This is a genomic window from Sphingopyxis sp. GW821-FHT02C12 (assembly GCF_059421785.1).
This window is the reverse complement of sequence record NZ_JBWKVQ010000001.1, coordinates 968,297-981,429: the sequence shown is the minus strand read 5'-3', so window position 1 is coordinate 981,429 and position 13,133 is coordinate 968,297. Positions and strand designations below refer to the sequence as shown.

The 13,133-nt window shown below is 62.6% G+C and carries 11 protein-coding genes; 2 read left to right on the top strand and 9 right to left on the bottom strand.

Annotated elements, in window-relative coordinates; all coding sequences use genetic code 11:
• Positions 1–44: 44 nt before the first annotated feature.
• Together AC07U1_RS04535 and AC07U1_RS04530 are read right to left on the bottom strand one after the other, a co-directional pair.
• The gene (locus AC07U1_RS04535; protein WP_197411521.1) at positions 45–974 is read right to left on the bottom strand and encodes an alpha/beta fold hydrolase; all 930 of its coding nucleotides are present in this window, start codon (positions 972–974) and stop codon (positions 45–47) included.
• Complete coding sequence (locus AC07U1_RS04530) at positions 916–1,650, bottom strand: class I SAM-dependent methyltransferase (RefSeq protein WP_052181955.1); 735 nt, start codon at positions 1,648–1,650, stop codon at positions 916–918. The genes AC07U1_RS04535 and AC07U1_RS04530 overlap by 59 nt, the downstream gene beginning before the upstream one ends.
• A gap of 83 nt (positions 1,651–1,733) precedes the next feature.
• Here AC07U1_RS04530 and AC07U1_RS04525 point away from each other — a divergent pair, with 83 nt between their 5' ends.
• Both AC07U1_RS04525 and hutC read left to right on the top strand, forming a co-directional pair.
• Entirely contained in the window at positions 1,734–2,504 is a 771-nt protein-coding gene (locus AC07U1_RS04525) for an AraC family transcriptional regulator (RefSeq protein ID WP_081932949.1), read from the top strand.
• Between the two features lie 106 nt (positions 2,505–2,610).
• Positions 2,611–3,402 carry a histidine utilization transcriptional repressor HutC gene (hutC, locus tag AC07U1_RS04520; RefSeq protein WP_037553307.1) on the top strand — a complete coding sequence of 264 codons (792 nt, stop codon included), beginning with the start codon at positions 2,611–2,613 and terminating at the stop codon, positions 3,400–3,402.
• 6 nt (positions 3,403–3,408) lie between these two features.
• Here the strand turns inward: hutC and AC07U1_RS04515 are convergent, their stop codons facing one another.
• The 7 genes from AC07U1_RS04515 to AC07U1_RS04485 all read right to left on the bottom strand — a co-directional run bounded on the left by AC07U1_RS04515 (position 3,409) and on the right by AC07U1_RS04485 (position 13,092).
• On the bottom strand, positions 3,409–4,143 hold the full coding sequence (locus AC07U1_RS04515) for a PepSY domain-containing protein (protein ID WP_037553306.1): 735 nt from the start codon (positions 4,141–4,143) through the stop codon (positions 3,409–3,411).
• Positions 4,140–4,844 (bottom strand): PepSY domain-containing protein, encoded by a 705-nt coding sequence (locus tag AC07U1_RS04510; RefSeq protein ID WP_011542692.1) that lies wholly within the window; start codon positions 4,842–4,844, stop codon positions 4,140–4,142. Before AC07U1_RS04510 ends, AC07U1_RS04515 begins: the two co-directional genes overlap by 4 nt.
• Before the next feature lie 11 nt (positions 4,845–4,855).
• The gene (locus tag AC07U1_RS04505; protein WP_037553305.1) at positions 4,856–7,561 is read right to left on the bottom strand and encodes a TonB-dependent receptor domain-containing protein; all 2,706 of its coding nucleotides are present in this window, start codon (positions 7,559–7,561) and stop codon (positions 4,856–4,858) included.
• 285 nt (positions 7,562–7,846) lie between these two features.
• Positions 7,847–8,599, bottom strand: a complete 753-nt coding sequence (locus tag AC07U1_RS04500) for an amino acid ABC transporter ATP-binding protein (RefSeq protein ID WP_037553304.1) — start codon at positions 8,597–8,599, stop codon at positions 7,847–7,849.
• Positions 8,596–9,843, bottom strand: a complete 1,248-nt coding sequence (gene metC / locus AC07U1_RS04495; RefSeq protein ID WP_037553302.1) for a cystathionine beta-lyase — start codon at positions 9,841–9,843, stop codon at positions 8,596–8,598. The genes AC07U1_RS04500 and metC overlap by 4 nt, the downstream gene beginning before the upstream one ends.
• Positions 9,833–12,025 (bottom strand): ABC transporter permease subunit, encoded by a 2,193-nt coding sequence (locus AC07U1_RS04490; RefSeq protein ID WP_223181174.1) that lies wholly within the window; start codon positions 12,023–12,025, stop codon positions 9,833–9,835. Before AC07U1_RS04490 ends, metC begins: the two co-directional genes overlap by 11 nt.
• Positions 12,022–13,092: an amino acid ABC transporter substrate-binding protein gene (locus tag AC07U1_RS04485; protein ID WP_003046368.1), complete on the bottom strand. Its 1,071-nt coding sequence runs from the start codon at positions 13,090–13,092 to the stop codon at positions 12,022–12,024. Before AC07U1_RS04485 ends, AC07U1_RS04490 begins: the two co-directional genes overlap by 4 nt.
• Positions 13,093–13,133: the final 41 nt, after the last annotated feature.

Here is a 13,133-nt window from a genome sequence, read left to right as displayed (position 1 = left end):
CCTGCTTCGGCGGTTATCCGTCGGTCAGATCGTAGAGGCTGCGATCATCCTGTGGGTGCGGCTCGAACTTCGGCAATAAAGTCGAGAAGAGCGGGCGCGATGAACCGACCGAAATCGCGGCTTGTTTTCACGTTCGATGACAGCGAAGCCGCCGCCAATCGGCCACGGGGAATGATGCTCGCAAGCTCTTCGGCCAGCGACTGCGGGTGTCTCGCGTCGTCACCCGCGAACAAGATGACCGGAACGGAAATGACGGCAAGCTCTTCGGGATCTTTAAAGGATCGGTCGCGACCGATCGCCGCAGCCGCGGCAATGCTCTCCGCATCGGAACGCGGGATCGCCTCGCAAACCATCGCGCCGATGATCGGAGATAGATGCGGCAAGAGGGGCTCCCATCCGGCCAGAATGCCGTCACGCTGTACTCGCAAGGCGAACGCCTCCATCATCCGGATTTCAGCCTCCTTTGCCTTATCGTCCTCGATATCCTCGATCCCGATCGCGATGACAGCCAGAACATAGGTCGGAAGATCCACCGCGAAGCGGAGTGCTATCGTCGATCCAAGTCCGGCGCCTCCGATGATGGCGCGCGAGAAACCAAGGGCGTCAAGCAACGCGACTGCATCGGATACATATTGGGCCCAAGTGTGGCGCGCCGTGTCGCGACATCGCGATCGGCCATAGCCGCGCACATCGGGAAGTATTACCGCATATTCGTCCGGGATTGTCTCGATCAGGGGCAGGAACATTGCGTGATCGGGTCCGCCACCGTGGCATAGCAGGATCGGCGTTGGATTCTCGATCCCTGGAGCCGCCGCCGACACCCAGGCAGACAACTCACATCGATCATCGCCCAGAAACCGGATCTCGGCCAGAGCCGCTTGCCTCGACATGATCGCCTCTCCTTCATTCTCGGGCCTAGGCGGTGTCTGCAGCTTCGCCGTCGCGAAGAAAGCGAGCGACGATGCAGCCATCATCGCTTATTCCGTCGCGGCGGGCATCGTCTAGAATGCCCTCCAGTTCCAGCCTCCCGATCGGGTCGTCGTCATTTTCCAGGAGACCGCGGGCCGATCGTTCGACTTCGGCGACGTCGAGCGGCGAAAGGATAAGGCGGCAAAAATAGTCGATCGAAAATTCTTCGGCTGCAAACATAGAGATTAGTTCGATCGCCGTGGGGCAGGCGTTGTGCACATATCCGCTCTTGCGGTCGCGCCTCTTCAGCCAGTTGTCATAGCGTCGTGCGACGCGCTGGGAAGCAAGGGTGTCGTCGAACCAGCAATCCAGGATGAGCACGGCGCAGCGCGCGACGCGCGACGCCTCGCGCAATGCTCTCGGCAAATTCTCCGTATGATGTGCGACATAATCGAGCGTCACGACGTCGAAACTGCGGTCTTCGAATGGCAGCGCTTCGGCACGACATGAAATGACGTCCAAACCCCGGGATCGCGCGCGGACGCAAGCTTGGGTTTCCGGCTCGATCCCGACAGTGCGGGCGATGCCCGCTTCGCGCGCTGCGACGAGAAGATCGCCCGTGCCGCATCCGACGTCGAGTAAGGTTGCCGGCTTGAGAGCGACAATTTCGTCGAGCAATTGGCGCTTATATTCCCCATGGGGACGGGCGGCGGACGAACGCTTCGTGGACTGGATCATCATGGGTAGGCGCATAAGGTCTCCGTCGATTGCGAAGACGATGCTGAGCGTTGGAGACTATGTCCGATAGATGATATCAGGACATAATGAATTCACTATCCGACAAGAATGCTCCTTCGGTCTCGATCGAGGTGGAACGAGCCACATTCCATGCACGAAGCATCGGGGAGTGGCACCGGCACCCAGTAGTCCAACTGATATACCCGAGCAGGGGGGTCATGATATTGCACACCCGTGAGGGACAATGGGTCGTTCCGCCCCAGCAGGGCGTTTGGCTGCCCGCGGACCATGAGCATCGCGTCGAGACCTCGGGCGGTTTCGAGATGTACAGCATATATTGTTTCGGCAGCATTCTACGGAGGCTGCCGAAAGAAGCCGGGCTAACTTCCGTGAGCCCCTTGATGCGCGAGATCATTTTTGCGGCCGCAGGCACGGGCGCAGGGGCGCGTCAGCGGCATCTGGCCTTCCTCTTCGCCGACGAGATGGCGTTGAAAATATCGCCTGCCCTGACGATCCCGTCGGTCACAGCGCCCCGTATCGCGCAAATCGCCGCGGCACTCGATCGCAATCCCGGCGACCGGAGGAGCCTCGAAGCCTGGTCGGAGCAACTCCATATCTCGAGCCGAAGCCTTGCGCGGCTGTTCCAACGCGATACCGGAACAGGCTTTACCGCGTTTCGGAACCAGATTCGGCTCAAGGCCGCGCTCTTGCGGCTGGCGCAGGGCGAGGCGGTCACATCGATCGCGCTCGAACTCGGTTTTGGGACGGCGAGTAACTTTATCCGCTCGTTTCGCGAACTGACCGGTGTAACGCCGGCACGCTACTTTCCCGATCGCAAGCGGAATCGAGACAATTAGTCTCCCGCTCTCACCGAGAGTGGCTTGGCGCGCAAGTTTTTGCGCAATCGGCGCGTGACATTCTGTTTTACCTAGCTGGGAGTCGGCGAAGTTGTATAGACGACTTATGAACCCTTCGCTCACTCGAAAATCCCCCGCTTCAGAATCTCGGCCCCGCGAGGCAACCCGGCCGCCCGAAGAGACGGGAGGCGAGGTGATGCCCCGGTACGTCGCCATCAAGCAAAGCATTTGCGATGCAGTGCGGGACGGCCGCCTCAACCCAGGAGACCGGGTGCCGTCGGAAGCGGAGCTGGTTCAGCAGTTCGACGTTTCGCGGATGACCGCGAACCGCGCTCTACGCGAGTTGCAGGCGGCGGGCGTCGTCGTGCGGCGCGCCGGCAGCGGATCGTTCATCGCAGAGCCAAAGCCGATCGGCCAGATGATTGAAATCCGCAACATCGCCGAGGAAATCCGGGAGCGCGGTCATGCGTACCGCGCCCGCGTGATCCAGAACCGCGAAGAGCGCGCCAATGTAGAGACGGCGCCGCTGCTCGAGGTGTCCGTGGGCACGAAATTGTTCCATTCGATCATCGTCCATCACGAAGCCGAATTTCCGATACAGATAGAAGAGAGGTTCGTTCTCGCGTCGATCGCCCCCGACTATGGCACGCTCGACTTCACGCGGATGACACCAAATGAATATCTGACGCGCATTGCACCGCTCGAACGGGTCGAGCATCGCGTTTGCTCGACGATGCCCGACGAGCGGATGCGCGGCATGCTGGGATTGTCCGACGGCGAACCGGTGCTCCAGATGACGCGCCGGACTTGGAGCCGCTCGCGCCTTGTGTCGCATGCCTGGCTGACACACCCCGGAACACGCTTCGAGCTGTCAGCCGCCTTTTCGATCGACGATTGAGGCCGGTCAGCCGGTGCGGGTGACCACGACCGGCTTGCGGCGCCGGCGCAGCCAACGGAAGTCGGCTTTGCTGAAGCTTTTGAACAGCAGGTAGAAGCCGGTTCCCGACAGCCATAGTACACCGAAGGCGACGAAGATGATCAGCGGGTGGTTGAAGCTCGACCGGTTGATATAGTCCATATTGTGGAGCATCCAGAAGAAGTCCCATGTGCGCCAGGTATCGCCGCGCATCACGAGAAAGCGGGCGGTATCGAGCGAGACATAGGCGCTGCTGTTCTCGTCGTCCGCGAAATCGACGCGCCACATCGCCCCCTCATGATCGCGCGATTCGAGGTTCGGCTTGGCGATTACGCTCACCTCTCGGATCGGCGCCTCGTTCATCATGGAGGCGACTTCGCGCGCCATGGCCTCGTCGACCCGGATGTGCTCGCCGCTTGTCGCGTCGACGAGACGGACGCCTTTTGCGGAGCGCACTTCATAGACCGGCCGGGTTCCGAGATCGCGAAGGATCACGCCCGTGACAGGTTCGCCGCGCGGCAGGGCCGCCACGTCGAAATATTCCCCCGGTGGCAGTGGATGCGCATGCGACATCCCGCCGCCGTGCCCGCCGACCTTATCCTTGTCGAGCAGCGCCATCACCGATCCGCTGAGCGCCCAGAGCAGGAACTGGAGACCCAGGATCAGCCCGACCCATTTGTGGATGCGCCGGAAGAAGAGCGGCGTCAGTCGGATGCGTTTCATGCCTGCTTCCTCTTGCGGCGTTTGAAGGACCAGATCAGCAACCACGCCCCGCTGATCGCCATCGCGAAGACGCTCCAGGTCGCGACGCGGAGCAACGGGTTGTTGACGTCGGTCCGCTCATCATAGTCCATGATGTGGAGCATCCACGCGAAGTCGAACACGCGCCACAATGCGTGCCGGCGCGAGATAAGCTCACCGGTCGTCGGCGACAGATAGAGCGTCGGGCGGTTCCAGCCCTCGAACTCGACCTGCCAATAGGGCGGCTTGCGCGACTGCATTTCCTGTGGCGCTTCGGTCAACAGCCGCACCGACACGATCTTGCCGTCGCCGGTGTAGATGCGCCGCGCCTGCTCGCGGACCTGGGACTCGGTAAGCGCAGGCAGCGGCGCACCCGAGCGGGCATCGAACAGCCGCGCCCCTTCGGGAGTTTCAGCGCGCCAGACGGGGCGATCGAAGAACCGCTGCAAGCGAACCTCGGACGCACCGGGCGCGGCCGCAACGATCCGCGACGGCGGCGCGAGGCCCGCGAGGTCGAAGGGCTGAACCATCGGCGCGCGCACGAGATGGTCGCCATGGATGGTGTCGATATGCACGACCACCATGTAGAAGCCGGTCAGCGTCCAGAGCAGCGCCTGGACGCCGACCACCAAGGCCAGCCATTTATGCGTTCGCCGGACGAGCAGCGGCCAACGGATCGCCATATCGATTACCCTCAGAACGCGGTGCGGAAGCCGACGTAGAAACGCCGTCCGAGCAGGTCATAGGTCATCGTGTCGGTGTTCGCATCGGTGAAGCTCTGGATATAGGGCGCCTTGCGATCGAAAAGATTGTCGACACCGACCTGGAACCGGGTCTTCTCGTCGATTTCGAAAGCGACCTGGAGATTGTGGTAGAAGACATTCGGCGTGCTGTAGCCGATGTCGCCGGGGGCCGCATTGAAGTCGGTCGCCTTGCCGATCCACTGGGTCGACCAGGTCGCGCTGACCCCGTCCTTTTCAGCGGTCAGCACGCCATAGCCGCGCCATTTCGGATAGCCGCCATTGCCGCCGCCGATAAAGCCGTCGAAGTCGATCGGCGCGCCGCCGGGGAAAGGCAGGACCACATATTTGTTGAGATAGGTCACGTTGACGTCGAGCGAGACGTTCACGCTGCCGATGTCATTGTTGTAAACGAGACCCAGATCGAGGCCGTTCATTTCTTCGCGGCCCGTGTTGATCGGTTGCGCGGAGAGGAAGGTAACCTCGCCGGTCAACGGGCTGCGGGTAAAATCTTCGCAGAAGGGATGCGAAAGATTCTGGCTCGCATAACAAATGCTGAGCTTTGTCGAGCCCGGAATAGCACGGATCGCATCCTTGATCTTGATGTCGAACCAGTCGGCAGTGAGCGAGAGTCCCGGAACCAGTCCCTTCGGTGAAATCACCGTCCCGACGGTCCAGGTCGTCGAGCTTTCGGGTTTCAGATTCTCGTTGCCGCCGACCGTTGTCAGGATCGTTGTACCGAGCTGAACATAATTGGCCGGCACGCCCGACGCCTGACAATTGGCGATCAGTGTCGCATTGCCGCTGGTCGAATAGCGCGAGCAGGGGTCGGTGGTCGTCAGATTGCCCTCGGAGACGCCGCCGAACAATTCGGGGACGTTCGGAATGCGAAAGCCGGTGCCGTAGGTGCCGCGCAGGCGGAAGCTGTCATTGATGACCCAGTCGACGCTCCCCTTGTAGTTCCAGTCGCTGCCGAACAGGTCGTAGTTCGAGTAGCGAACCGCGCCGTCGAGGGTAAGCGACTGGAAGAAGGGTGTGTCGGCCAGAACGGGCACCGACAGTTCGAGATAGGCTTCCTTCGCCGTGCTCGTTCCGGAGATCGGATCCTGCTGGTTGGTGTTGGCAATACCGAGCACCGTCAGCGGATCGGGATCGCGCCAACCCTTTTCCTTGCGATAGACGACACCCGCCGCGAAGGAGACGGGGCCTGCGGGCAGCTTGAAGAGATCGCCGTTGATATCGGCGGTGACCGTCGCAAGCTCGTTGCCGCCGCGGTCGCGCGACGTGAACAGGATATAGTCGAGAACCTCCGGGGTCAGGTCGCCGAACCCGAGATAGTCGGCGCAGGGGATCGTGGCACCGGCAGCAAGACTGCACTTGGTCGTATCGAGGGAATTCGCCACTCGCTCGAGATTGGCGATGTTGGTCGAACCATCGACCGCGGTGTTGCGGCCGAAGGCGCCCGCGATTTCCCATCCCCAATCGTTAGAGAGCTTGCCGCGGAGGCCAAACGTACCCTGCCAGGTATCGGTTTCCTGGAAGAATTGGCGCGGGCCGGGCTCGGCGAGGCGGCGCTGGATGAGGACGATATTCTGCCCCGTCGGATTGGTGGGATTGCTCGCCGCGATCGAGAGGTTGCGCAGCGTTCCGGGCGTCGCGATCTGATTCGACTTGCGGAAGGTGTAAAGGAATTCGCCGAACGCCTCGATATTGTCAGTGATGTCATAGTCGGCGAAAAACGCCGTGCTCACGCGCTCGACCGGGCTCACCGCGTTGAGGAACGGGTTCGAGTTGAAGTTGTGCTTGGCAGCGCTGTACGGCTCGAAGAAGTTGCCGTTACCGCCCAGCACCTGATTGAAGTTGATCTGCTGGCCGTTCGGCAGCACCGCGCGGCCGCCGATCGTCGAGGCGCTGTTCACGCAGCTCAGCATGCCGGGCGTGGTTTCGGCAAGCGAGCAAGGCGCGCGCGTTGCCATATTGACCGCGCTCGTCTTCTGATAGGTGACCGCCGCCATGAAACCGCCGCGATCGTTGCGGACGCCCCACAGGAGGTCGGCGGTGAAGTCCGAGCCATCGCCCTTTTCGGTGATGCCTTGGCGCACGCTGAGGCCGAGGCCTTCATAGTCAGTGCGGGTCACGAGGTTGACCACGCCCGCCATCGCGTCGGCGCCATAGATCGCCGAGGCGCCGTCCTTGAGCACATCGGTGCGCGCGAGCGCCGCGACCGGGATCATGTTAAGATCGGGCGAGGAGTTCGCGCCGGTGCCGCCCGCGACGAGGCGGCGGCCGTTGAGCAGAACAAGCGTGCGCTTGATGCCGAGACCGCGCAGGTTCACCTGCGCCGTGCCATATCCATTGTTCGCCCAATAGGCGGAGGTCTGGTTGCCTGCGAAGCCGGCGTTGGCGGGAAGGCGCTGCAGCACCGTCTCGATATTGACGACGCCGGTGTTCTCGATCTGCTCGGCCGACACGACGGTCGCGGGGCCGACGCCCGCGAGATCCTGGCGACGAATGCGCGAGCCGGTCACGACGATGTCCGATCCGTTCGGAGCATCCTCCGCGGCGGGTGACTGCGTCGCAGCATCGCTCTGCGCGAGCGCTGGCGTTGCAAAGGTCGCGACCGCTGCGGCGCTGGCGAGCAAAATTGTCCTGGTCATCATAGCGAAACCCCCTGATGGTTGGCTGATTCCCCTCAGAGAGCATCAAATGTATATACAGGTCAATAGGAATTTATTGAATCATATCAATTGGTTATGAAGTAAATTCCGGGCGCACGATACCTACTAGATACGCACCCCAAAGCTCTACCCCTCATCAATTTTGAAATTTTTTCCGGCCTGAGCCTTTTCGCGCAAGGAGCCGGCGGGCCCCTCCCTCGGCTTGCTTATGAAATGACATGATTAAGTGGGTCGGCACAGCTTGGGGGCGCGACCGACTTGAGCCGCTCAATGCGAAAGTATCTGTTCGAGAAAGGTCCGTGCGCGTTCGCTTTTCGGCGCGGCGAAAAAATCTGCCGGCCTTGCGTCTTCGATGATCTGGCCCTGATCCATGAAAAGCATGCGATCGGCCGCCTCGCGCGCGAATCCCATTTCGTGCGTCACGCACACCATCGTCCGTCCTTCGCCGGCAAGGGACGTCATCACATCGAGTACCTCCTTGATCATCTCGGGATCGAGCGCCGATGTCGGCTCGTCGAAGAGAAGAATCCGGGGCTCCATCGCCAGAGCGCGGGCTATCGCGGCCCGCTGTTGCTGCCCTCCCGAGAGCTGCCCCGGATATTTGCCCGCCTGGTCGCCAATCCTCACCTTGTCCAAATAGGATATGGCGCGCGCCTCCGCCTCCGGAAGAGACAAGCCGCCGAGCAGGACGGGCGCGAGGGTGCAATTCTCCAGCACCGTCTTGTGCGGGAACAGATTGAACTGCTGAAAAACCATGCCAATGGCGCGGAGCGCCGCAACGGCCTCTCGCGACGCGTCGGTTATCCTGGTTCCCTCGATCAGGACGGCACCGGAGTCGGGCACCTCGAGCCTGTTCATGCAGCGAATGAGCGTCGATTTGCCGGAGCCTGAAGGGCCGCAAATCACGATCCGCTCGCGCGGGGCGATTTCGAGGTCGATCGAGCGGAGGGCATGATAGGCGCCATAATATTTGTCGACCTGCCGCAAGCTGACGGCCGCGTGGCCCGAGGCATCGGTCATGACGCCTGCCCCCGGCCGCGTATCGCCCGTACCCGCGCGAAGGCTGCGGCGAGGTCGGCGATCAGATCCTGCGGCGCTTCGAGGCCGGCGTGAATACGGATCAGCGCCCCATCTGCCTCGCCATTGGGAAAATCGCGGATCGGAGCGGGCCACGCCGGAACCGCGAGGCTTTCGAAGCCGCCCCAACTCGAACCGAGCTGGAACAGCGAGAATTCGTTGAAAAAGGCGCTGGTTTCCGGAGGGGTAAGACCATCGAGCTGAACACCGAACAATCCGGACGCTCCGGTGAAATCCCGCTTCCAGATCGCATGGCCGGGATCGGAAGGATGGGCCGGATAGCGGACCGCGACCACTTCGGGTTGCTGGGCGAACCATTCGATCAGCGTCGCCGCGGTACGCTGGTGGCGTTCAAGGCGGGCATCGAGCGTCCTGATGCCCCGGTGGACGAGATAGCAATTGTCGGGACTCGCGCAGTTGCCCCAGCGCGCCGCCGCATCCTTGAGCTGGCGGTAGACGGCATCGCTGGCGGCGGTCATCGTGCCGAGCAGACAGTCGGAGTGCCCCGAGAGATATTTGGTTGCCGAAGCAAGCGAGATGTCGACCCCATGGGCCAACGGTTTGAAGAAAAGCGGCGTCGCCCAGGTGTTGTCGAGAGCGGTCAATATGCCCCGGCTGCGTGCAACCGCCGTGATCGCGGGGACGTCGATCATATCGAATGTCTGCGAGCCCGGGGTCTCCATGTAGATGAGCCGGGTGTTGCTGCGGCACAGCCCGGCAATCTCCGCTCCGATATCGGGCCGGAAATATTCCACCTCGACCCCGAAGCGCGCGAGAACGTCGGTCAGAAACTTGCGGGTCGGCCCATAGACGCAATCCGCAACGAGCAGATGATCGCCCCCGGCCACGAAAGCCGTGAGGGCTAGCGCGATCGCGCTGGTTCCAGACGAGGTGATGACGGTGGCGCAGCCGCCTTCGAGTTCGCTGACGGCCTCGGCGAGCGCAAAGGTCGTTCGCGTTCCGTACAGGCCATAGATGACCTCATCGTAGAGACCCTGGTGCCGGTCCATATAGGCCTCGACGCTGCCGTAGATAATGGTGGAGGCTCGATCGACGGGCGGATTGATGAGGCCCCGCTGATCGCGCGGGCGGGGACCGCCGTGAACGGCACGCGTCGGGTCCTGCCAGGCGTGCCCTTTCGGGCTTGCCGGCTCCCCGGGCCATTTTCTGTCGTGATTATCCTGCATAGTTTAGTTTCCGTTCGATCTTCATGCTGAGCCGGGACAGGGAGAAACAGAGGAGGAAAAAGATTGTCCCGGTAAAAAGATAGGCTTCGGCGAAATAGGGTCGCCATTGCGCCTCGACGTAGGAGAGGCGGGTCGTCTGCAACAAATCGAAGACGCCGACGATGAGGACGAGCGTCGTGTTCTTGACCTCGCTGATCGAAGTGTTGACCAGCCCCGGCACGCTGACTTTCAGCGCCTGCGGCAACAGGATATGGCGCCGCGCCTGCCATTTGGTGAGGCCAAGAGCATGCGCGGCCTCGGCTTGCCCGACGGGAACCGCCAGCAGGCCGCCCCGGATGACCTCGGCCATATAGGCGGCAGTGAAGAATATGAGCGCGAGCTGGACGCGCGGCAGGCTGTCGATCGAGAGATAGGAGGGCACGAACAGCGGGAACAGGACCGCAGCGAGGAAGAGCACTCCGATCAGCGGCGTTCCGCGAACCAGCTCGATGAAGGCGACGCTCGGCCAGCGAATGCCGCGCCGCGCCGACCTGCGGCCGAACGCGAGGAGTATAGCCAATGGAAAAGCGCCGACCACCGCAAGGCTCGCGAGCAGCAATGTGACCGGCAGGCCGCTCCACTTCTCCATCGGGACATAGGAAAGGCCCGCGAATCCTCCTCGTAGCAGAAGTACCGCCACGGCGATTGCGCCGAGCCAGACAAGCCCGAGGCGGCTGCGCCAGAATCGCGGGACGAAGGAGAAGGCAAGGCATGAAAGCAGCGCGGCCGCCGCTGCTGCGGACCGCCACTGCTCGGCTTCGGGATAGGTGCCAAACAATATCAGCCGCGCATTTTCGCGGAGGAATGGCCAGCAAGCACCGCTGGCCAAACGGCAATCGGCCGCGCCCCCGGCGAAGGTCGCGTCGAACAGCAGCCACGAGAGCCCCTTGCCGGCGAAAGCCGCGGTCATGGCGAGGATCGCGATGGTGAGTATCGACTGGCGTCCTCCTCTGAACAGATTGCGCCGTATCCACGACGGCCAGGCGGTCGCCGAGCGCAGCGGAAAGGGTTCGAGGGGCGCCGACTGGATGCTCCGGCCGGGCTGCCCGGCGACGCTCCAGCCCAACTGGCGGGCATAGAGGCCGGTGACGAACGACAAGGATAGCGAAAGCAGCAGGAAGGTCGCGACGATCAGGCCGACGCCCTCGATCGCCTGCCCTGTCTGACTGATGACGGTATCGACCACCGAGACAAATTCGGGATATCCGATCGCGACCCCCAGGGAGCTGTTCTTGATCGTGTTGAGATGCCAGCTCGTCATCGGCGGTATGGCGATGCGCAGCGCTTGCGGCATCACGATCCGTCCCATTGTTTGCGCGGGCGACAGGCCGAGCGCTTTGGCGGCCTCGCTCTGCCCTGCGGGAACGGCGAGGATCGCGCCGCGGAATATCTCGGCCAGATAGGCCGAGGCATAGACCGAAAGGCTGGCGACCAGCGTCAGAAACTCCGTGGAGAGCGACAATCCGCCGACGGTTCCGAAGCGCCCCGCCCGCGGCAGATCGATCCCGCCCCACAGCAAGAGCGGCACCAGGGAGATGCCGGCGAAGGCCAGCGCAGTGCGCGTGCGAACGGCTCCTCGCCGCACGGCACCCAGCAGGATCGCACAGGCGACGATCGCGATGAGAAAGACCGGCCGTCCCGGATCGGCCAAGGAGAGCGCGGGGAGGTGCAATCCCCGATTATCGAGGTCGAACGGTCCGACGGCGCCCGGGCCGGGTCCGGGCAGACCGAACAGCAGCGCGGCGTACCAGACGAACATCTGGAGCAGCAGCGGAATATTGCGAACCAGCTCGATATAAAGGCCGGAGAGCCTCGCAAGCAGCCAGTTGGACGACAGGCGCGCCATGCAGACCGCGAGGCCGAGCAAGGTCGAGAAGATGATGCCGAGCGCCGATATCAGGAGCGTGTTGAGAAGACCCACCGCCAGCGCCGCGGCATAGGAATCGCCCGGCGCGTAAGCAATCAGCGTTTCGCCAATCGCGAAACCCGCCCGGTCGAACAGGAAACCGAACCCCGTCCGGATGTTTCGGTCCGCGAGATTGTCCGCCAATGTCGCAAACAGGCCGTAGGCGACCACAAGCCCGCCCGCGATCAGCAGCCAGGGTAACGCAGCGATGGCAAGCCGCCTGTGTTTATGAGTCATCGCATCGGCAACGGGTAGATCAGCCCGCCGTCCCGATAGAGCTTATTCTGTCCGCGTTCGACGCCGAGCGGCGTAATGTGCCGGTCGAAGATTTCGCCATAATTGCCGGTCGCCTCGATTGCCCGGTACGCCCAGTCATCGTCAAGGCCGAGCGACTTGCCGAATCCGGGCAAGCCGCCGAGCATCTTGCGCACTTCAGGGTCGCGCGAGGCCATCCGCATGCGCGCGGCATTCGCGCGGGTGACCCCCATTTCCTCGGCAGCGAAGAGCGCGTTCAGCACCCATTTGTTGATCTCGTACCATTGCTCGTCGTCGCTGCGCACGACTGGGCCGACCGGTTCTTTGGTGAGCCGCTCGGGCAGCACCACATAATCGTCGGGATGCGCGGTGTCGGCCAGGCGGATCACCGTCAGCGTGAAGGCATCGGTGGTCATTGCGTCGCACCGCCCGGCAAAGAAGGCGAGCTTGGCTTCCTCGGGATTCTCGAACACGACGGACTGGAAACGCAGCCCCTTGCGCTCGAAATATTCGGCGGTGTTGAGTTCGGAGGTCGTCCCCTTGGTGATGCAGATCGATGCGCCATCGAGATCCGTCGGAAGCCGCACACCCGATCGCCGGGGCACCAGGAAGCTCTGCCCGTCATAATACATGGTGCCGACGAAATTCACCCCGAGGTCGGTGTCGCGCGTCAGCGTCCATGTCGTCGTCCGCGACAGGACGTCGGCCTCGCCCGTCTGCACGATCGTGAAGCGCTTGTTCGAGGCGACCGGCATGAACCGGACCTTGCGGGCATCGCCGAGGACCGCAGCGGCGAGCGCCCGGCAGTAATCGACGAAGAAGCCCTGCCAGCGTCCGCGTTTGTCGAGATAGGACATGCCGAGCTGCCCCGTATGAATTGCGCAATTGAGCGTTCCGCGCGCGCGAATCCGCGCAAGCGTCGATCCCTTCGCCGCGGCGATTTCATGCCCACCGGTGCCGGCGGGCTCGCGGCCGCAGCCGCCGAGTAACAGGGCGCCTGCGGCGAGCAGCGCCGGTAACCAGCGGCGCGATGCGTGCGACCTATTCATAAACGAGGCTTTCAATGCTAGCGCCATAAGAAATAGCTATA